17 protein-coding genes are annotated in these 19,782 nt (G+C 62.1%); 2 read left to right on the top strand and 15 right to left on the bottom strand.

Annotation, left to right across the window (positions count from 1 at the left end):
- Positions 1–61 precede the first annotated feature (61 nt).
- From hutH to ftsY, 11 genes are all read right to left on the bottom strand, one after another.
- Positions 62–1,594, bottom strand: a complete 1,533-nt coding sequence (gene hutH / locus MRK42_RS01855; RefSeq protein ID WP_354688823.1) for a histidine ammonia-lyase — start codon at positions 1,592–1,594, stop codon at positions 62–64.
- Positions 1,587–3,317, bottom strand: a complete 1,731-nt coding sequence (gene hutU / locus MRK42_RS01850; RefSeq protein ID WP_354688822.1) for a urocanate hydratase — start codon at positions 3,315–3,317, stop codon at positions 1,587–1,589. Before hutU ends, hutH begins: the two co-directional genes overlap by 8 nt.
- A gap of 28 nt (positions 3,318–3,345) precedes the next feature.
- Entirely contained in the window at positions 3,346–4,290 is a 945-nt protein-coding gene (gene hutG / locus MRK42_RS01845) for a formimidoylglutamase (protein WP_354688821.1), read from the bottom strand.
- Entirely contained in the window at positions 4,287–5,510 is a 1,224-nt protein-coding gene (gene hutI, locus MRK42_RS01840) for an imidazolonepropionase (RefSeq protein WP_354688820.1), read from the bottom strand. The genes hutG and hutI overlap by 4 nt, the downstream gene beginning before the upstream one ends.
- Positions 5,511–5,666: 156 nt before the next feature.
- Positions 5,667–6,989, bottom strand: a complete 1,323-nt coding sequence (locus MRK42_RS01835) for a YjiH family protein (protein ID WP_354688819.1) — start codon at positions 6,987–6,989, stop codon at positions 5,667–5,669.
- Positions 6,990–7,096: 107 nt separating this feature from the next.
- Positions 7,097–7,801, bottom strand: coding sequence for a histidine utilization repressor (hutC, locus tag MRK42_RS01830; RefSeq protein ID WP_026457133.1), 705 nt, complete (start codon positions 7,799–7,801; stop codon positions 7,097–7,099).
- 10 nt (positions 7,802–7,811) lie between these two features.
- Positions 7,812–8,471, bottom strand: a complete 660-nt coding sequence (gene can, locus MRK42_RS01825; protein ID WP_042070270.1) for a carbonate dehydratase — start codon at positions 8,469–8,471, stop codon at positions 7,812–7,814.
- 126 nt (positions 8,472–8,597) lie between these two features.
- Positions 8,598–9,452 (bottom strand): RNA polymerase sigma factor RpoH, encoded by an 855-nt coding sequence (gene rpoH, locus MRK42_RS01820; protein WP_354688818.1) that lies wholly within the window; start codon positions 9,450–9,452, stop codon positions 8,598–8,600.
- Positions 9,453–9,902: 450 nt separating this feature from the next.
- Positions 9,903–10,856 carry a permease-like cell division protein FtsX gene (gene ftsX, locus MRK42_RS01815; RefSeq protein WP_026457130.1) on the bottom strand — a complete coding sequence of 318 codons (954 nt, stop codon included), beginning with the start codon at positions 10,854–10,856 and terminating at the stop codon, positions 9,903–9,905.
- Positions 10,857–10,955: 99 nt separating this feature from the next.
- Entirely contained in the window at positions 10,956–11,624 is a 669-nt protein-coding gene (gene ftsE / locus MRK42_RS01810; protein WP_026457129.1) for a cell division ATP-binding protein FtsE, read from the bottom strand.
- Positions 11,625–11,675: 51 nt separating this feature from the next.
- On the bottom strand, positions 11,676–13,619 hold the full coding sequence (gene ftsY / locus MRK42_RS01805) for a signal recognition particle-docking protein FtsY (RefSeq protein ID WP_354688817.1): 1,944 nt from the start codon (positions 13,617–13,619) through the stop codon (positions 11,676–11,678).
- Positions 13,620–13,729: 110 nt separating this feature from the next.
- Here ftsY and rsmD point away from each other — a divergent pair, with 110 nt between their 5' ends.
- Entirely contained in the window at positions 13,730–14,359 is a 630-nt protein-coding gene (gene rsmD / locus MRK42_RS01800) for a 16S rRNA (guanine(966)-N(2))-methyltransferase RsmD (protein WP_354688816.1), read from the top strand.
- Complete coding sequence (locus tag MRK42_RS01795; RefSeq protein ID WP_342013825.1) at positions 14,343–14,654, top strand: DUF1145 domain-containing protein; 312 nt, start codon at positions 14,343–14,345, stop codon at positions 14,652–14,654. The genes rsmD and MRK42_RS01795 overlap by 17 nt, the downstream gene beginning before the upstream one ends.
- 871 nt (positions 14,655–15,525) lie before the next feature.
- On the opposite strand, the gene MRK42_RS01790 is transcribed toward MRK42_RS01795, so the two are convergent.
- From MRK42_RS01790 to MRK42_RS01775, 4 genes are all read right to left on the bottom strand, one after another.
- The gene (locus tag MRK42_RS01790) at positions 15,526–16,512 is read right to left on the bottom strand and encodes a WYL domain-containing protein (RefSeq protein WP_026456656.1); all 987 of its coding nucleotides are present in this window, start codon (positions 16,510–16,512) and stop codon (positions 15,526–15,528) included.
- A gap of 292 nt (positions 16,513–16,804) precedes the next feature.
- Positions 16,805–17,191, bottom strand: a complete 387-nt coding sequence (locus MRK42_RS01785) for a SirB2 family protein (protein WP_042028995.1) — start codon at positions 17,189–17,191, stop codon at positions 16,805–16,807.
- Positions 17,188–19,044: a monovalent cation:proton antiporter-2 (CPA2) family protein gene (locus MRK42_RS01780; protein WP_354688815.1), complete on the bottom strand. Its 1,857-nt coding sequence runs from the start codon at positions 19,042–19,044 to the stop codon at positions 17,188–17,190. Before MRK42_RS01780 ends, MRK42_RS01785 begins: the two co-directional genes overlap by 4 nt.
- A gap of 70 nt (positions 19,045–19,114) precedes the next feature.
- Positions 19,115–19,714 (bottom strand): NAD(P)H-dependent oxidoreductase, encoded by a 600-nt coding sequence (locus MRK42_RS01775; protein ID WP_354688814.1) that lies wholly within the window; start codon positions 19,712–19,714, stop codon positions 19,115–19,117.
- Positions 19,715–19,782: the final 68 nt, after the last annotated feature.

The following is a 19,782-nucleotide window of genomic DNA, read 5'->3' as shown; positions in this document are numbered from 1 at the left end:
AGCCCCGGATATGAAAAAGACCGCCCGATGGGCGGTCTTTTGTTATGAGCGGAGTGACTGCTTAGAGGCTGGGCAGCACACCGGCCGGCAACAGATCGTTGTAGCTGGCGGTGCCAAGCAGGCTCGCCGCCGCCTCGATGTCCGGGGCGAAGTACCTGTCCTTGTCGTAGAAGGGCACGTGGGCGCGCAGGCGTCCCTTGGCCGCTTCCACCCCTTCACTGGCGCGCAGCGGGGCACGAAAATCCAGCCCCTGGGCAGCCGCCAGCAGCTCGACCGCCAGGATGCCGCGGGTGTTCTCGGCCATGTCTGCCAGACGGCGACCGGCGAAGGTGGCCATGGAGACGTGGTCTTCCTGGTTGGCGGAAGTGGGCAGGCTGTCCACCGAGGCCGGGTGGGCCAGGGTCTTGTTCTCGGAGGCGAGTGCCGCCGAGGTGACCTGGGCGATCATAAAGCCGGAATTCACGCCCCCATTGTTGACCAGGAAGGGAGGCAGGCCCGACATGCGCGAGTCGATGAGCAGGGCCATACGACGCTCGGACAGGGAGCCGATCTCGGCGATGGCCAGCGCCAGATTGTCGGCGGCGAAGGCCACAGGTTCTGCGTGGAAGTTGCCGCCGGAGATGATCTCCTCGTCATCGGCAAACACCAGCGGGTTGTCGGAGACCGAGTTGGCTTCGCACACCAATACCTCGGCGGCCTGGCGGATCTGGGTCAGGCAGGCGCCCATCACCTGGGGCTGGCAGCGCAGGGAGTAGGGATCCTGCACCTTCTCGCAGTTGTGGTGGGACATGCCGATCTCGCTGAGATCCCCGAGCAGGTGGCGGTAGCAGGTGGCCGCGTCGATTTGCCCGCGCTGGCCGCGCACCGCATGGATGCGGGCATCGAACGGACGGCGGCTGCCCAGCGCCGCCTCGACGCTCATGGCGCCGATGACGGTGGCGCCGGCGAACAGATCCTCGGCGTGGAACAGCCCCTCCAGGGCAAAGGCGGTGCTCGCCTGGGTGCCGTTGAGCAGGGCCAGCCCCTCTTTCGGCGCCAGGGCAATGGGCTCGAGCCCGGCGATGCGCAGAGCCTCGGACGCCGCGATCTCGCGCCCGTCGTGGCGAGCCTTGCCCTCGCCGATCAACAGGCAGCTCATATGGGCCAGGGGCGCCAGGTCGCCGGAGGCACCCACGGAGCCCTTCTTCGGCACCAAGGGATAGACGCCTGCGTTGACCAGCTTCATCAGGGCCTCCAGCACCAGGGGGCGGATGCCGGAGAAGCCACGGGACAGGGAGTTGAGTTTGAGCACCATCATCAGGCGCACGGTGGCGTCGGACATGTACTCGCCGATGCCGGCGGCGTGGGAGAGCACGATGGAGCGCTGCAGCTCGTCGAGCTGATCCACCGGGATCCGGGTGTTGGCCAAGAGGCCAAAGCCGGTGTTGATGCCGTACACCACGCGGCCCTGCTCGATCACCCGGGAGACGGTGTCGGCGGAGGCCTGGATCGCCGGCAGGGCGGCCGGGTTCAGGGAGAGGTGGACCGGCTCACGGCTGACGCGGCGCAGGGTGGCGAGATCCAGCTCGCCCGGGGTAATGGTCAGTTCAAACATCTTGGTTCACCTTCTTGACGCCGTCGGCGCCGTCGATCATCGGCAGATCCAGCCCCTGCTCGCGGGCACATTCGATGGCAATCTCGTAACCGGCGTCGGCGTGACGCATCACCCCGGTGCCCGGGTCGTTGCGCAGCACCCGGCCGACGCGGCGAGCCGCATCGTCGCTACCGTCACAGACGATCACCACACCGGAGTGCTGGGAGAAGCCCATGCCGACCCCGCCACCGTGGTGCAGAGAGACCCAGGTCGCGCCACCCGCTGTGTTGAGCAGGGCGTTGAGCAGCGGCCAGTCGGAGACGGCGTCGGAGCCGTCCATCATGGACTCGGTCTCGCGGTTCGGGCTCGCCACCGAGCCCGAATCCAGGTGGTCGCGGCCGATGACGACGGGGGCTTTCAGTTCACCGTTTCTCACCATCTCGTTGAAGGCCAGTCCCAGACGTACCCGATCTTTCAGGCCGACCCAGCAGATCCGTGCCGGCAGGCCCTGGAAGGCGATGCGCTCACGGGCCATGTCGAGCCAGTTGTGCAGGTGGGGATCATCGGGGATCAGCTCCTTGACCTTCTGATCGGTCTTATAGATGTCTTCCGGGTCGCCGGAGAGGGCCACCCAGCGGAACGGACCTATGCCCTGGCAGAACAGCGGACGGATATAGGCCGGGACGAAGCCGGGGAAGTCGAAGGCATTCTTGACACCCTCTTCCAGCGCCATCTGGCGGATGTTATTGCCATAATCGAGCGTGGCGGCGCCACGGGACTGCAGGGTCAGCATGGCTTCGACCTGGCGCGCCATGGAGCGGCGGGCGGCCACGTTGACCTCTTGCGGCGCGCTCTGTTGCAGCTCGCGCCACTGGGCCACGCTCCAGCCCTGGGGCAGGTAGCCGTGGATCGGGTCGTGGGCGGAGGTCTGGTCGGTCACCACGTCCGGGGTGATGCCACGGGCCACCAGCTCGGCGAACACATCGGCGGCGTTGCCGAGCAGGCCGACCGAGACGGCGCTGCCGCTCTGCTTGGCCTCTTCGACCATGGCCAGCGCCTCATCCAGGGTGTGGGCCTTCTTGTCAACGTAGCGGGTGCGCAGGCGAAAATCGATGCGAGTCTCGTCGCACTCCACGGCGATCATGGAGAAACCGGCCATGGTGGCCGCCAGGGGCTGGGCCCCGCCCATGCCGCCGAGGCCACCGGTCAGGATCCAGCGCCCCGCAGGCGACCCGTTGAAGTGCTGGTTGGCCACCGCGAAGAAGGTCTCGTAGGTGCCCTGCACGATCCCCTGGGTGCCGATGTAGATCCAGGAGCCGGCGGTCATCTGGCCGTACATCATCAAGCCCTTCTTATCGAGCTCGTTGAAGTGTTCCCAGTTGGCCCAGTGAGGCACCAGGTTGGAGTTGGCGATCAGCACCCGCGGGGCGTCCTTGTGGGTCTGGAACACACCCGCCGGCTTGCCCGACTGCACCAGCAGGGTCTGGTCGTCCTCGAGGCGAGTCAGCACCTCGACGATCTTGTCGTAGCAGGCCCAGTTGCGGGCGGCGCGGCCGATGCCACCGTACACCACCAGAGACTGGGGATGCTCCGCCACGTCCGGATCCAGGTTGTTCATCAACATGCGCAGGGGCGCTTCGGTGAGCCAGCTCTTGGCGGTCAGTTTGCTACCGTGCGGGGCGCGTATCACGCGGCTCGGGTCCGTTCTGGAATCAGATCGGGGCTCCTGGTTTTGCAGGGACATAGACACTCCTTGTTTATGGATTCGGTCACTACTTGGTTAACTGGTGGACCAGACGGGCCGCCACGCGGGCGCTGCGGCTGTCGAGATCCAGGTTCGGGTTGTACTCGGCCAGATCGGCGAGCCTGAGCTTGCCGCTGGCCCGGATATGGGCGATGAGCGGTTCGATGACCGCCAACTCCACGCCGCGGGCGGCCGGCGCACTGACGCCGGGCATGACGGCAGCGGGCAGCACGTCGAGATCGATGGTGAGATAGAGGTGATCGCAGCGGGCGATAAAGGCATCCAGCCCCGCCAGCAGCACCGGCAGATCCGCCTGGGTCATGACCTCGTCCAGCATGTGCCACGCCCCCAGCGCCTCGGCGCGGGCAAACAGCGCCGCCGTGTTGGCGGTCTCGGCCACCCCGAGGCAGGCGTAATGGAACACCGTGCCCTGGGCCGCGCACTGCTCGGCGATCTGGTAGAAGGGGGTGCCGGAACTCGCCTGCTCCAGCTTCATGCGCAGGTCGAAGTGAGCGTCCAAGTTGATGATGCCCACCCTGCCCTTGCCGTTGAGATGGCGGTTGAGGCCGCTCCAGCTGCCGAAGGCCACCTCGTGGCCGCCCCCCAGCACCAGCGGGAAGTGGCCCTGCGCGAGGGCAGTAGCGACCCGATTGGCCAGCCGGACGTGGGCGGCGTCGAGATCCCCGTCCTCGCAGCACACGTCACCGCCGTCGTAGACGGGCTGACTCAGGTGCCAGGCGGTGTTGGCGAGCAGCTTGCGAATGGCCAGCGGCGCGCCGGCGGCACCGACCCGCCCCTTGTTGCGGCGCACCCCCTCGTCACAGGCAAAGCCGAGCAGCACCACGCCAGGCGCCTCGTCCTGCGCCTGCCAGGGCTGCGCCTCTTGCCAAGGCAGAACTTTGTCGTGCCAGCGCAGAGCCAGCGCGCCGTCTTCCGGGTCCTGACGACCCTGCCATACCTGCATCTCGCTCATGCCAGACCTCCCAGGGTTTCCTGTCCTTTCACGACCCGCGCCACCAGCTGGTCGACGCCGACCTGATAGGCCAGCTCGGCCGGGTGGGCGCATGACCAGACCAGGAAGTCGGCCTCCATGCCTACCTGGAGCTGACCCAGCCCTGCTTCGCCAAGCGCCGTGGCGCCGTGACGGGTGACGCCACACAGCGCCTCCTCCGGGGTGAGACGAAACAGGGTGCAGGCCATGTTCATGGCCAGACGCAGGGAGACCAGCGGCGAAGTGCCGGGGTTGATGTCGGAGGCGACCGCGATGGGCACGCCGGCCTCGTGCAGCGCCTGCACCGGCGGCAAGGTGGTGTCGCGCAGGAAGTAGAAGGCGCCGGGCAGCAGCACCGCCACCGTGCCGCTCTCGGCCAGGGCGGCGATGCCGGCGGCATCCAGGTGTTCCAGGTGATCCACCGAGAGGGCGCGGTAGCGGGCGGCGAGCGCGCTGCCGCCCAAGTTGGAGAGCTGCTCCATGTGCCCCTTGACCGGCAGGCCGTGGGCACGGGCGGCGGCGAAGACTCGCTCGCACTGGGCCAAGTTGAAGGCGATCCCCTCGCAGAAGACGTCGACCGCGTCGGCCAGCCCCTCGGCGGCAGCGATCGGGATCAGCTGGTCGCAGATGAGATCGACCCAGCCATCCGCGTCGAACTCGGGCGGCACGGCGTGGGCCGCCAGCAAGGTGGTGCGTACCCGCACCGGCAGGGCGCGGCCAAGGCGGCGCGCGACTCGCAACATCTTGAGCTCGTCTTCCAGGGTCAGACCATAGCCGGACTTGATCTCGACCGTGGTGACCCCTTCGCGCAGCAGGCTCTTGAGCCGGCTGGCCGCCAGCGTGAACAGCTCCTCCTCGCTGGCCGCACGGGTGGCACGCACCGTGCTGAGGATGCCGCCACCCTGGCGGGCAATCTCGCTGTAGGGGACCCCCTGCAGCCGCTGCTCGAACTCGGCGGCGCGGCTGCCGGCATAGATAAGATGGGTGTGGCAGTCGATAAGACCCGGGGTCGCCAGGCGGCCCTTCATATCCTGCCAGCTCTCGGGGAAGGGCCCGATCAGCTCGCTCATGGGGATCAGGGCGTGGATCCGGCCCGCTTTCACGCCGAGGGCGTGGGGGGCCAGGAGGTCGTAGCCATCGCTCATGGTGGCGGGGATGAGGTTGATCCAGACCCGATCGCAGGCCAACAGTTCCTTGTTCATGCCAGACTCCAAATGTATATACAAATATGTATAGTCGATCGTAGGTGAAAAGGGAAGATCCCTCATCACATTTCTGTAACAGGCTTAACACAAGGGCCGAAAAGAAAAAAGCCCGCGCAAGGCGGGCAAAACGAGCGTGCTATTTTGTATATACAATTAACCTATCCAGCCCAGAGCAAGGCCAAGGCGGCCAGCCAGCGCGGCCAACAGGATGCCGATCAGAGTCCGCTGCAACCAAATGACCAGCAGCTGCCCCACTCCAATGGGGATGCGGGTGGCCAGGATGCAGGGGATGGAGGCGGAGAAGAACAACACAGTGCTCACCGACACCACGGCGGCCACGTAGCGGGTCAGCAGATCTGCCTCCTTGAGCAGGATGGCCGGCAGGAACATCTCGGCCAGGCCGGCGGCGAGGGCCCGCGCCGTCTCCAGGGGCTCCCCCAGCTGCAGCAGCCAGGTCAGGGGCCAGAGCAGCCATCCGATGACGTCGAACAGGGGGGTGTACTTGGCGAGCAGCAGGCCAAGCAGCCCCACCGAGAGGATGGTGGGCACCACGGCCGCCGCCATCCGGATGCCATCGCGCAGGTTGTCGAGCAGCTGGCGGCCGATGGGGTCAGCACCGCGGGTCTGAGCCAGCCCGGTGGCCAGCGCCATCTGCCAGCGATTGACGCCGTCCGGCAGGGGCGCCTCGGCCTCCCCCGCGTCGTCCAGCCGGCTGATGGGCGGCACCCGGGCCAGAATGGCGGTGATGAGGAAGGTGATGACCAGGGTCGACCAGAAGTAGAAGTTCCAGTGTTCCATCAGGCCGAGCGTCTTGGCCACGATGATCATAAAGGCGGCCGAAACGGTGGAGAAACCGGTGGCGATGATGGCCGCCTCGCGCACCGAGTACTTGCCAGCGGCAAACACCCGATCCGTGATGAGCAGGCCCACCGAGTAGCTGCCGACGAAGGAGGCCACCGCGTCAATGGCCGAGTGGCCCGGAGTGCGCCACAGAGGGCGCATTACCGGCTGCATCAGCACTCCGATGAACTCGAGCAGGCCGAAACCGAGCAGGAAGGTGAGCAACATGGCGCCGAGCGGCACTATGAGGCCAACCGACAGGGCCAGCTTGTCAAACAGGAAGGGCAGACGATCCGGCGTCATCAGCCAGGCGGGCCCCGTGCCTGTCACGTAGAGGAGGGCCAACGCGAGACCGAGCAGCTTGAACAGGGTCAGCAGCCGGTCGATGAGGCGGCCACGCCAGCGGCCGTCAAAAAAGGGGCGAGCGGCGCCATAGGCGATCAACGCCAGGATCAGACCAACGGCCAGGGGTCGCTGCCCCATCAGGGCGCCGGCCAGGTGATCCACCAGTATGGTGCTGCGTCCCGCCAGCTCAAACGGCACAAAGAAGGCGCCGATGCCGAGCACGCTGGTGAGCAACAGCTTGAGACCGGCGCCGCCACGCGCGGTCGAGTCGAGAGTGTGTTCCGGTTCCATGATTTCCTCCCTGAGTGAACGGGCGTCCTCCGGACGCCAAAATGTATATACATTTATAGCGCCCGATGGCAGGAAGGAAATGAAAAGTTACATTTGCGTTACAACTTCTATCCGATCCGTGTCTTGGATCTCAGTTTGTAGCGGGATCCCGGCGACAGCAGGCGGGCGTAGGAGACCAGCACGCCGTCCGACCAGGTGCGCCGGTGCAGCAGCAGGCAAGGAGTATCGACCCGCACCTGCAACAGGGCGGCCTCGCCGGCGCTCGGCTGCACCGCCTCGACCACGTGCTCCATCTCGGAAAGGGGGCAGACCTGCATCAGGTAATGGTTGGGGGTAAGTGTGGTGAAGTCCTGCTCCCCGTAGCCCGGCAGGCGTTCGGCGTCGACGAACCGCTCCTCGAGCTGCAGCGGCTCGTCGTCGGCCTGATGGACGATCAGGCTGTGGAAGATGGGGGCGCCGACCCGAAGGCCAAGCTGCACCGCCACCTTCTCGTCCGCCTTCTGCCGCTCCAGCCGGATCACCCGGCTGCCGTGGCGGGCACCGCGCTCGGTGATCTCGTCCGCGATGTTGCGGATCTCGAGCAGTGGCGACTCGGTGCGCCTGTCCGCCACAAAGCTGCCGGATCCCGCGGTGCGCACCAGCCACCCCTCGGCCGTCAGCTCGCGCAGGGCCTTGTTGACCGTCATCCGGCTGACGCCGAACTGATCGCACAGGGCCGCCTCGGTCGGGATCTTGTCTCCCGCCTGATAGTGGCGTTCGCGGATCCCGTCTAGGATGTGTTGCTTTATCTGCAGGTAGAGAGCTGGAGCCAAGGTCGGATCCTCAGCGGCGGCGATGCGGCGGACGCATGTCCGGCCAGGCGCGGTAGACATCCGGGATCTGCTCGGGACCGCTGATGCAGAGATCGAGATCGTGCAGCAAACCGTCCTTGATGCCGTAGATCCAGCCATGTACCGCCAGCTCCTGACCCTTGCGCCAGGCGTTCTGGATGATGGTGGTATGACAGACGTTGGCCACCTGCTCGGCCACGTTCAGCTCGCACAGATAGTCGAAGCGCTCATGCTCGTCTTCGATGGCATCGAGCTGTTCGCTGTATTTGAAGTAGACGTCCTTGATGTTGCGCAGCCAGTTGTCGATGAGCCCCAGCTCCTGGTTCTGCATCGCCGCCTTGACGCCACCACAGCCGTAGTGGCCGCAGACGATGATGTGCTTCACCTTGAGCACCTCGACCGCATATTGCAGCACGGACAGACAGTTGAAGTCGGTGTGCACCACCAGGTTGGCGACGTTGCGGTGGACGAACACATCCCCCGGCAACAATCCCATCAGCTGGTTCGCCGGCACCCGGCTGTCGGAGCAGCCGATCCAGAGGTATTCCGGTGCCTGCTGGGCGGAGAGGGTGGCGAAGAAATCGGGATCTTCGGCCTTGATCCGCTCGGCCCACTCGCGGTTATTGGTAAACAGATCGTTCAACAGTTTCACTTCTGCTCTCCATTATTTGGCAGTGGCGGCAACATAACACACCCATGGGTAACCTGGGCAAGCCTCAACAGATCCAGCCTGATACAAAAACAGGGCCATCAGGCCCTGTTTTCAATGATGGAGGCATCAGGCCTCCATGGCATCTTTCAATTTCTTGAGGGCGTTCTTCTCGAGTTGACGCACGCGCTCGGCGGAGACGCCGTAGGTATCGGCAAGCTCCTGCAGCGTGGTCTTGTTCTCGTCATCCAGCCAGCGGGCGCGGATGATGTGCTGGCTGCGCTCGTCCAGAGTGGCGAGGGCGGAACTCAGGCGACGGGTCGCGTGATCGTCCCAGTTGTCGTTCTCGATGGTGGCGGCCAGATCGGAGGATTTGTCCTCCAGATAGTGGACAGGGGCGAAGCCACCCTCTTCGTCATCATCGCCGACCAGATCGAACGCCTGATCATAGTTGCTCATGCGTGCTTCCATCTCGGTCACGTCGCTGGCGGAGACGCCAAGATCGGCGGCCACGGCCTGAACCTCTTCGTGGTTCAGCCAGCCCAGACGCTTCTTGGACTTGCGCAGGTTGAAGAAGAGCTTGCGCTGGGCCTTGGTGGTAGCCACCTTGACCATGCGCCAGTTGCGCAGAACATATTCGTGAATTTCGGCCTTGATCCAGTGCACGGCGAAGGAGACCAGGCGCACACCCACGCTCGGGTCGAAGCGCTTGACCGCTTTCATCAGACCGATATTGCCTTCCTGAACTAGGTCAGCCTGGGGCAGGCCGTAACCGGCATAACTCTTGGCCACGTGAACGACAAAACGCAGGTGCGACATAACCAGCTGACGAGCAGCCTCAAGATCGCCATCCTGCTGCAAACGCTCAGCCAGCTCACGCTCTTCCTCTGCGCTCAGCACCGGAATCGAGTTAACTGCCTGGATATAGCCTTCCAGACTACCTTGCGGAATCAAAGCCATAGTGCGCTGCAATGAAGTTCCCATCTGTTACCTCTTACTTTTCAATCAAATCAGTCTAACACCCTGAGAGGGTCTGTCTACTGACCGGACGTCATTCTGCGGCTTGCATCATACATCAAACCCAGTTTCAGACTGGGTTATCTTAGGCCGGCAGGATGAATCATGAATGAACAGTCAAAAAAAGGGGGTCACAATCAAGGACCCCCGAAAAGTAGCATGCTAAGTCCATTGTTGCGGAGCTCGCAACCTTCACATGCTTGCCAAGTCAGACGAGCAAGGCATAGGGGCCATACCCGTATAAATGCTTCAGCTTGATAGACCGTTTATAGTGCAGAAGGTTCACTGGATCCCGCGAAGATCCCGGGGATCATTATTACCCAGAATACTCTGACAATGCGGTCCGAGCCAGAAAAGGCCACTTTTTTACTTGATCCAGTTCGCAAAATCCAGTGATTTACTTTGATGATAAATTAATCAGGACGGTTCTATGTCGCGAATGTGGCGATGAACCGAGAACCAGGAGGCGATCAGCCCCAGCAAGGCCCCGAGCAGTATGAGGTTGAAACCGTCAAACGCCCCCATTCCCACCAGCCGGAAGTTGCTGTTGTAAAGCCCCGCCAGCTCCTTCACCACCCCTTCGCTCCAGATCACCATCACCTCGGTCAGCCACCAGGCCAGCATGCCGCCAATGACGCCGAACCAGATGCCGGTATAAAGGAAGGGACGATGAATAAAGGAGTCGGTCGCCCCCACCAGCTTGAGCACCTCGATCTCGGATCGCTGGTTGAGGATATTGAGGCGCAGGGTGTTGCCGACAATGAGCAGCACGGCTGAGAGCAGCAGCACGGCGATGCCGGTGATGGTGTGGCGCAGCAGGTTCATGATCCCCTGCAGCCGGGTCAGCCACTGCAGATCCAGCTTGCCCTGCTCCACCCCGTTTTCGTTGTTGAGCTTGCCGAGTAGCTCGGCGGCCCCTTCCGGATTCTGCCAGCGGGGATCCGGGATCACACTCAGCACCGGCGGCAGCGGATTGCTGTCGAGGTAATCAAGCGCATCGCCGAAACCGGAGATCTCGCGAAACTCCCTGAGTGCATCATCCCGACTCAGATAGGTCACCGAGTCCACCTCGGGATAGAGCAGGATCCGCTGCTGCAGATCGAGGATGCTCTGCTCAGGTAGGTCCTTGCGCAAATAGAGGGAGATCTGGGAGCTGTTCTGCCAGCTTCCCTCTACGATCTCGGCGTTTTTCAGCAGCACGTGGAAGCAGGAAGGCAGCGCCAGGCTGACCCCCAATACTGCCAGCGTCATCAGGGAGGCAAGCGGATTGCGCCACAACTCCCCCAGGCTGGCGAAAGCCTGGCGCACATGATCCACGCCATACATCATCAAGCGGCGCAGCGGTGGCTGTTTATGACGAACGATAGCCATCAGCACCCTCCCCCATGTCGAATATCGGCGATGTGATCCATCCACATGACCATCATCAGGCGGCGCAGTGGCGGCTGTTTATGACGAACGATGGCCATATCAGAGCTCCTCCCCTTGCGAATACATGCGACCCGCCTTGAGGGTCAGGGTGCGGTAGCGCATGCGGGCGATGAGGCCGAGATCGTGAGTGGCAATCAGCACCGACACCCCGAAGCGGTTGAACTCCTCGAACAGCCGCATGATGTCCATCGAGAGCTGGGGATCCAGGTTGCCGGTCGGCTCGTCCGCCAGCAGCAGTGGTGGCTTATTGACGATGGCGCGGGCGATCCCCACCCGCTGCTGCTCACCACCGGAGAGCATGCGCGGCTGGTAACGCTCCTTGCCGAGCAACCCCACCTTGTCGAGCGCCGCAGCGACCCGCTTGTTGATATCGGCGTGACTGTAACCATCGATCACCAGCGGCAGAGCCACGTTGTCGAACACGGTTCTGTCCATCAGCAGGCGGTGATCCTGGAAGATCATGCCGATCTGGCGGCGAACATAGGGGATCTGGCTGCGCTGGATATGACTGACGTCATCACCATGAAAGAAAACGCGACCATCGGTCGGTCGCTCCATCACACTGATCAGTTTCAGGAGGGTGCTCTTGCCCGCTCCCGAGTGCCCGGTCAGGAAAGCCATCTCCCCCTTGCGCAGGTGAAAGCTGACCTTCTGCAGCGCCTGATGACCGCCGCTGTATACCTTGCTGACCTTGTCAAAACGAATCATAACGGTTCCCTGACATTGACAAGCCCCGACCTGGGCCGGGGCATGCTGCGGTTACTCATCGCGACTGAAGAGTGCCTCGATAAAATCGTTGGCCACGAAGGGACGCAGGTCGTCAATCCCTTCGCCGACCCCGATATAGCGGATCGGGATCTGGAATTTGTCCGCCACCGCGAAGATGACGCCCCCCTTGGCGGTGCCGTCGAGCTTGGTGAGGGTGATACCGGTCAGGCCCACCGCCTCGCTGAACAGCTTGGCCTGGCTCAGGGCATTCTGGCCGGTGCCTGCGTCCAGGGTCAGCATGACCTCGTGAGGGGCCTCCTCGTCAAGCTTCTTCATCACCCGCACCACCTTCTTGAGCTCTTCCATCAGGTTGCTCTTGTTTTGCAGGCGACCGGCAGTATCGGCGATCAACACGTCGGCACCACGGGAGCGCGCGGCCTCGATGGCATCAAAGATGACGGAGGCAGAATCGGCACCGGTATGCTGGGCGATCACCGGGATATTGTTGCGCTGACCCCACACCTGCAGCTGCTCGACGGCAGCGGCCCGGAAGGTATCACCGGCGGCCAGCATGACGCTCTTGCCCTCGGCCTGGAACTGCTTGGCCAGTTTGCCGATGGTAGTGGTCTTGCCCACCCCGTTCACACCAACCATCAGGATGACGTAGGGCTTCTTGCCGGTATCGATCACCAGCGGCTGCTCGACCTTGGCCAGCATGGCGCCCATGTCCTGCTTGAGCAGACCGTAGAGCGCCTCGGCATCCTTCAACTGCTTGCGATCCGCATGCTGCACCAGCCCTTCGATAATACGGGTCGTAGTATCCACGCCAAGATCGGCGGTCAGCAGCTGGGTCTCCAGCTCTTCAAACAGATCGTCATCGATCTTCTTGCCACGGAACAGGCCGAAGAAGCCGGAACCAATGTTTTCCTTGGTGCGCACCAGGCTGCGCTTGAGACGGGCAAAGAAGCCTTCGCGCTGCGGTTTTTCCTGGGTGTCATCCTCTACGGCAGCGGCCAGTGGCAAGGTTGCCAGCGCGGCGGCTTCAGCCTCGGCGGCAATACGCGCTTCTTCCGCAGCCAGCGCCTCAGCGGCGATCCGGGCCTCTTCCGCTGCCTTCACTTCGGCGGCGATTCGCGCCTCTTCTGCAGCCTTCGCCTCGGCGGTGATACGGGCCTCTTCCGCAGCCTTCGCTTCGGCGGCGATGCGGGCTTCTTCCGCAGCCTGCGCTTCGGCGGCGATACGGGCTTCTTCCGCGGCCTGTGCCTCCGCGGCGATGCGGGCCTCTTCTGCAGCCTTCGCCTCGGCGGTGATACGGGCCTCTTCCGCTGCCTGCGCTTCGGCGGCGATACGGGCTTCTTCCGCGGCCTGTGCCTCCGCGGCGATGCGGGCCTCTTCCGCAGCCTGCGCTTCGGCGGCGATACGGGCCTCTTCCGCGGCCTTCGCTTCGGCGGCGATGCGGGCCTCTTCCGCGGCCTTCGCTTCAGCGGCGATACGGGCCTCTTCCGCGGCCTTCGCTTCGGCGGCGATACGGGCTTCTTCTGCGGCCTTCGCTTCGGCGGCGATGCCGGCCTCTTCCGCGGCTTTCGCTTCAGCGGCGATACGCGCCCCTTCCAAAACCTTCGCTTCGGCGGCGATACGGGCTTCGTCTGCGGCCTTCGCCTCGGCGGCGATGCGGGCCTCTTCGGCCGCCCGGGCTTCATCTGTCATCAGTGATTCATTGACGATCACCGGTTCCAGATCGGAGGTGCACTCCTCCACCACCAACGGCCCTTTGGCATCGGGTTCGGCGGGTTGGCAGCATTCATCATGCTCGGCAGAGGACGGCTCGCTGGCGGACACCTCGGGAGAGACAGCCGGCACTGTGTCAGCGGCTGGGGTAGCAGGAACCTCAGGTTCAGCGGTAACAGGGGTGGCTTGCGGTGTCTGTGGTTGGACAGCCTCAGCCTCTTCTTTCTTGCGGCCGAAACCCAGCCAGGAAAACAAACCTTTTGCCATCTAAAAAATACTCACATCGTTGGCTGACTGCTAAGATAGCCGTCCCGGGAGGGCCGGCATAAAAATGAACTGCCTTATACTACCACTTTATTTTCTGACGATGAAACGCGATGCCCAGAGTGAAATCCAGCCGTAGCAACCCCAATAAACGCCCAGCCCAGCAAGGAAAATCGGGCTTTGTAAGAATCATCAGCGGCCAGTGGCGCGGCCGTAAATTGCCGGTCAGGGATGTAGAAGGGCTCAGGCCTACCACGGATCGCGTCAAGGAGACCATCTTCAACTGGCTGGCCCCCCACATCCGCGGTACCCGCTGCCTCGATCTGTTCGCCGGCAGCGGTGGTCTGGGTCTGGAAGCGCTGTCGCGCTATGCCGAACAGGTCACTCTGATCGAGATGGACAGAGGCGCCGCCGAGCAGATCAGACAGAACCTGACCACCCTCGGCAGCAACCAGGGCCTGGTGATCCAGGCCGATGCGGTGAACTGGCTGCAAGGCCCGGCTACCCCGTTCGATCTGGTGTTCCTCGATCCCCCCTTTCGCCGCGAACTGCTGCCCCAGGTGTGCGATCTGCTGGAGCAGCGAGGTTGGCTGACTCCGGATGCTCTCATCTATCTGGAGCGGGAGAAGGAGATGGCAGATCTTCCTCTGCCTGCCAGCTGGCAATTACTCAAGGACAAACAGGCCGGTCAGGTCTGCTATCAACTCTATGTGCGGGAGGTAAACGATGAAGCGGATATTTAATCTGTTGGCGATGGGGCTCATTCTGTTCTTCTGGTTCGGCGTAGTGATGAGCCTGATCCTGCCCCTGCCAGGCAAACTGAACGGCTTTTTGCCGGTCTGTGGCGTGATCGTCGCCCTGCTGCACTGGGTGCAAGCCAGCATGATCAAGGCAGCCTGCAAACGCTACTTTGAGGTGACCCGGAGCGAGTTCATCGGTGTGCTCATCTTCGGCGTCTTTGGCATGGTAGACATTCGCCAGCGCCTGCAAGGGATCGTTGAAGCAGCCCAACGCGCAAACAATCCGGACAAACAATAAAAGAAAAGGGGACGGCGGTGGCCGTCCCCTAGAGTCATGTCGTCCTGTCCCTAGAACTGCAATGCTCCCTGCAATCCCTGACGTTATCCTAATCCCTTGGAATATCCCCTTTCCAATCCATTGGCGTGTCCAGCAGCCTTCCTGGCTTGGCAATTCATCCTGAACCGCTTCACTGTCTCCATCCTGGAGGTGTCCATTACCACGTCCTGTGGGGGTCCTTGCATCTTCCTGACCGATAACCATCCGGGCTATCTCGCTTCGTCCTGAAGCGTCCTTCTCACATCCCGCGAGGTCCTGTTCATCCTGAAGAACGATATCCGGTTCGTTCTGCTCTCGTCCCGAGAGTGTCCTGCCGCATCCCGCGGTGTTCCCTGTTCATCCATGACGATAATCATCCTGACTACCGTGCCCATCCTGAGGTGTCCTTGCCCACATCCTGTGGACTATTCCATCTTTATTCGCTGCTCTGCATCCTGCCGAACCAGCTTCGTCCTTGTGAGACCCATACTAAGGCAATGGACTCTCCGAGCAAGGGCCATCCGTGGAGAAATATCCGCTACCATATAGATGACAAAAAACAACCTTAAAAACTATTCCTTTAAAAACAATTAATTAGTTAGTTTCACTAGAAAGGTCACCTTTTCTGGCATGGCTTCGCGTACGGCTTAAAGCGCTAGCGTCGCACATACCCTATGGCAGATCTCTTACATGCTTTCCTCGCCCCGAAACGGCCCGCGAAAACGGTTCAATCCAGCGAATAAAGCTTAAAAATTTGTTGAATAAATATGCTCAAAAAAGAGACAAAAAAAGAGTCGAGACCAGGCTCGACTCTTTGTGATGCTATCCGTTTGCTGTTATCAGCCTTGTACTATCAACTCACCCGGTTGGACGGGTTGAGGTAGGCCTTGCGCAAGGATTCCGGCGCCAGCACTTCCAGCTCGCCACCAATGTTGTTCAGCCAGCTGCGAAACTCGGGGGTATCCTGCACCTCGGTCTCGACCACCACGCTGCGCTTGTCATAACGCGTCATGCGGGGGTTGTTGCCGGGGATCTGGTTGTCCACCAGCGACTGGCTGTTGGCATCGATGCGGCCGACAAAGCGGATCGGACCGCTCACATCCTGATAGCCCTGATCGCGGATCAGCTTCTGGATATTGAAATCCTTCGGCTGGGTCGCGCTGAAATTAGTCAGCTCCACACTCTTGATGTGATCGAACGGGATGCCATACACCTTGGGATCCAGCTCGGACAGAGTGCAGAGCAGAACCGGTCCTTCCGGCTGGTTGAGGATCCCGAGCGGATTGATGCGGTCATAGCAGAGCCACACGGTTCGCTCTTTGATCACCCGCTGGATCTCGGCGCTGAACTTGCGACCACGCCACAGGGCATCGCGGATCAGGGTGCTGCGGCGGATCTCCGGGTTGCCGGCAAACGGACGCGGCGACTGATGCACGCTCTCGAGCCAGCGCTCGGCCAGTTCGCTCTGGCTGTCGCGGATCACTTGGCTGGCCTTGTCGACCAGCGGGTTCAGTTCGGTCAGCACGCTCGCCGGCAACAGTTGGCTTGCCTGATCACTCCAGGTTTTCAGAGCCACCGCCAGGGAGAGCGGCATGATATTGGCAAAATCGTTAAGCCCGTGGCGCTCAAAGCACCAGCCATGGGGCTTGCTGCGCTCGTCCGAGGTGAGGTCGAACAGCCCCATGCCGGACATCTCTTCCAGGTCCCGTTGCACGGTACGCAGACTGACATGAATGCCTTCCTCTTCCAGTTTTACCTGGAGTTGGCTGGCGGTCAGCTTGTAAGGGCGGTGCGGGATGCAACGCGCCAAGGTCAGTTGTCGTAACAGCTTCTTACTCATGGTGCATGCCTTCACTGGGTTAGTGTTGACTGAATGCTAGTCGTGACCTGCGACAGTCTATGACGCAAGTTTTGCCGAGACAACTGTCTCCATTTTCATACAGTCAGACTTATCGACATGATTTATAAGAAAAAAACAAACCAGAAAGGTGGCAATTGAGGCTTTTTTGATAATAAAAAAGATAAATTTGACATGTCACGAACAAGGTCGCAGGAAGGATAAAAGAGAGAAATTATCGATTTTTAAAGCAGATTACATGGAGAGGAAGCCTGCCTCCCCTCCATTTCTCCGATCAAAACAGCCAGGACCAGGGGGACTTGGTGATGGCGGCACCGACCATATAACCAAACACCGCCAGGGCGGCGACACCGGCCACCAGCTTCTGGCCCTGCGCCGGCCGCTTGAGCGCCATGACACCGAGCCCGATGTAGACCACCAGCGCCACCAGCTTGGCCATCAGCCAGGGTTGCTGGCCCGGGCTCATCTGCAGGGCAACCGCCAGCAACACCCCGAACAGCAGCAGAAAGGTGTCGTTGATATGGGGCAGCACCTTGAGCCACTTCTGTTGCAGCCGCGCACTGCCCGCCAGGGCCAGGCCCCAGCGGTAGAGGAACAGCAGCAGGCTGACCAGCGCCAGCGTCATATGCAGGTGTTTGAGCATGGGGTAATAGGCAATCATCTTGCTTCCTTGTCGTCGTTGGGTAGCCCGCTGTTCCAGTTGTGGGCATGGATGCGCTCCTGCCCCTCCTCGTCGTCTTGCAACAGATCGGAGAGGATCTCCCGGTATTGCAGGCTCTTGTTGATATAGGTGTGTTCATCATCCAGGTAGTTCACCTGCTCCCGCAGCAACCAGTTGTCATGCTGCTTGAAGGTCTGCCCCGCCCGCCAGGCCTGGTTGGCCCGAAAGCCGAGCTGGGTCAGGGCTTCCACCCCCAGATCCACCGCAGAGCCCAGGGTCTCCCGATAGACGCTGTCGACCCCGTGGCGCAGGATCTCGTGGGCATGGGGACGATCCTGGGCCCGGGCGAGGATCTTGAGGTGCGGGAAGTGTTTCCTGGCCATCTCGATCACCGCCAGCGAGGTGGCGGTATCGTTGATGGAGAGCACCAGCAGCTTCGCCTTGTGGGCGCCGGCGGCATGGAGCAAATCGATCCGGCTGGCGTCGCCATAGAAGACCTGATAGCCATATTTTCGCAGCATCTCGATCTGGCTGGCATCCTGCTCGAGGATGGTGGTGCCTATGCCGTGGCCGTGCAGCAGGCGCCCCACTATCTGGCCGAAGCGGCCGAAGCCCGCGATGATCACCGGGTGCTCCACCAGCTCGGGCTGCTCGTGTTGCGGCACATCCCCCTGATTGCGATAGTCGAACCAGGGCTGGATCACCCGATCGTTGAGGATCAACAGCAGCGGAGTCAGTGCCATGGAGAGCGCCACCACCAGGGTCAGCAATGAGATGGTGTCACCGGGCAGTACCCTGTTCTGAGCCGCGAACGAAAACAACACGAAGGCAAATTCCCCGCCCTGGGCCAGTGCCAGCGCGAAGGTCCAGCGCTGACCCGGCGAGATGCGGATGGCGAAACCAAGGGCCATCAGCACCAGCCATTTGAGCACCATCAGCCCGATCACCAGGGTCGGGATCAGGAAGGGGTGTTCGGCAAACAGACCGAAGTCGATCCCCGCTCCCACCGACATGAAGAAGAGGCCAAGCAGCAAGCCTTTGAAGGGCTCAATATCCGCCTCCAGCTCGTGGCGATATTCGCTGTCCGCCAATACTACGCCGGCGAGGAAGGAGCCCAGCGCAGGCGAAAGCCCCACCGACTCCATCAGCACGGCGATGGCGATCACCAGCAACAGGGCCGCGGCGACGAAGATCTCCCGCATATGGGACTGGGCGATGGCGCGAAATACCGGCCGCATCAGGTAGTGGCCACCCAGCACTATGCCGGAGATAGCGGCCACTACCAGCAGGCCATGCTGCCAACCGGCCAGCTCGGTGCTACCGTTGCTGGCTACGGGCGCGATGGCCAGCAGCGGCAAAATCGCCAGGATGGGAATGACGGCGATATCCTGGAACAGCAATACGGCAAAAGCGGAGCGGCCGCTCTCGCTCTGCATCTGTTTGCGCTCCTGCAGGCTCTGCAGCACGATGGCGGTGGAAGAGAGCGCCAGGATGAGACCAATAGCCAGCCCCTGCTGCAGCGGCAGATCGATGAGACAAGCCACGCCGGTCAGGGCGCCAGTAGTGAGCAGCACCTGCAGGCCACCGGTACCGAGGATCGGCCCCTTCAGCTGCCACAAGAGGGCCGGGCGCAGCTCCAGCCCGACCAGAAACAACATCAGCACTACGCCAAACTCGGCGAAGTGCATCACGTCTTTTTGCTCACCCACCAACCCCAGCAGGAAGGGGCCTATGATGATCCCCGCCAGCAAGTAGCCGAGCACGGATCCCAACCCCCAGCGCTTGGCCAGCGGCACGGCGATCACCGCCGCCGAGAGATAGATGAAGGCATCAAACAGCAAACCATGTCCCATCAGCGGATCCTCCACGCGATGGCAGATCCCTGGGAGGGCATGCCGGGGCAACGACCGGATCGAATTCGTGTCATGAGAGCTCCTCCAGCAGATCCCGCAGATAAGGCCGCCCGGCCAGCTGCTCCGGGGTCAGCTGCTCATCACGCAGGGCGCACAGGAGCTGACGATAATCCTGGCCGCAGCGACGCAACGCCTCCTGATCCCGGATCTTGTGAAAAGAGTGGAGCACGAAGGGAGGCAGCCAGTGCATGCCGCACAGGGTGGCGGTCTGCTGGAAGGGCAGCAGGAAATCGAGCAGCGGACGGCTGTTGTAGCCCTCGCTGCAGTAGGATTCGGGGGCACCACCCGTGGTGATGGCGCTGAGCCACTGCTTGCCCTTGAGGGCGTGAGCCTCGGGGCCGTAGGCGTAGCCATACTCCAGCACCAGATCCATCCACTCCTTCATGATGGCCGGGCAGGAGTACCAGTAGAAGGGGTGCTGGAAGACGATGATGTCGTGCTCCGACAGCAGTGCCTGCTCCCGTTTCACATTGATGAACATGTCGGGATAGTGGTGATAGAGATCGTGCAGGGTCACGCCTTCCAGACCGTCGACGGCCTGCAGCAACTGCTTGTTGGCCCTGGAACTCTGCAGGGCCGGATGTGAAAAAATGACCAGAATGCGTTTCATGACAAGCCCACCGGGACAGAAGCCTCACTGCGCATGGCGCGATCGATAACAAAGGGCGCGACGACAAG

The organism is Aeromonas sp. 19NY04SH05-1 (genome assembly GCF_040581895.1).
In the GTDB taxonomy this organism is placed as follows: domain Bacteria; phylum Pseudomonadota; class Gammaproteobacteria; order Enterobacterales; family Aeromonadaceae; genus Aeromonas; species Aeromonas enteropelogenes.
The sequence above is the reverse complement of the archived record's forward strand: the minus strand, read 5'-3'. Positions and strand labels throughout refer to the sequence as shown.

Excerpts from the sequence above, each read along its gene's own strand:
- rpoH (WP_354688818.1), bottom strand. The coding sequence starts at position 9,452 with ATGGGAACTTCATTGCAGCGCACTATGGCTTTGATTCCGCAAGGTAGT.
- MRK42_RS01790 (WP_026456656.1), bottom strand. The coding sequence starts at position 16,512 with ATGAGTAAGAAGCTGTTACGACAACTGACCTTGGCGCGTTGCATCCCG.
- hutU (WP_354688822.1), bottom strand. The coding sequence starts at position 3,317 with ATGTCCCTGCAAAACCAGGAGCCCCGATCTGATTCCAGAACGGACCCG.
- rsmD (WP_354688816.1), top strand. The coding sequence starts at position 13,730 with ATGCCCAGAGTGAAATCCAGCCGTAGCAACCCCAATAAACGCCCAGCC.
- ftsE (WP_026457129.1), bottom strand. The coding sequence starts at position 11,624 with ATGATTCGTTTTGACAAGGTCAGCAAGGTATACAGCGGCGGTCATCAG.
- ftsX (WP_026457130.1), bottom strand. The coding sequence starts at position 10,856 with ATGGCTATCGTTCGTCATAAACAGCCACCGCTGCGCCGCTTGATGATG.
- MRK42_RS01795 (WP_342013825.1), top strand. The coding sequence starts at position 14,343 with ATGAAGCGGATATTTAATCTGTTGGCGATGGGGCTCATTCTGTTCTTC.
- hutI (WP_354688820.1), bottom strand. The coding sequence starts at position 5,510 with ATGAACAAGGAACTGTTGGCCTGCGATCGGGTCTGGATCAACCTCATC.
- MRK42_RS01785 (WP_042028995.1), bottom strand. The coding sequence starts at position 17,191 with ATGATTGCCTATTACCCCATGCTCAAACACCTGCATATGACGCTGGCG.
- hutH (WP_354688823.1), bottom strand. The coding sequence starts at position 1,594 with ATGTTTGAACTGACCATTACCCCGGGCGAGCTGGATCTCGCCACCCTG.
- ftsY (WP_354688817.1), bottom strand. The coding sequence starts at position 13,619 with ATGGCAAAAGGTTTGTTTTCCTGGCTGGGTTTCGGCCGCAAGAAAGAA.
- hutG (WP_354688821.1), bottom strand. The coding sequence starts at position 4,290 with ATGAGCGAGATGCAGGTATGGCAGGGTCGTCAGGACCCGGAAGACGGC.
- MRK42_RS01780 (WP_354688815.1), bottom strand. The coding sequence starts at position 19,044 with ATGGGACATGGTTTGCTGTTTGATGCCTTCATCTATCTCTCGGCGGCG.
- MRK42_RS01835 (WP_354688819.1), bottom strand. The coding sequence starts at position 6,989 with ATGGAACCGGAACACACTCTCGACTCGACCGCGCGTGGCGGCGCCGGT.
- MRK42_RS01775 (WP_354688814.1), bottom strand. The coding sequence starts at position 19,714 with ATGAAACGCATTCTGGTCATTTTTTCACATCCGGCCCTGCAGAGTTCC.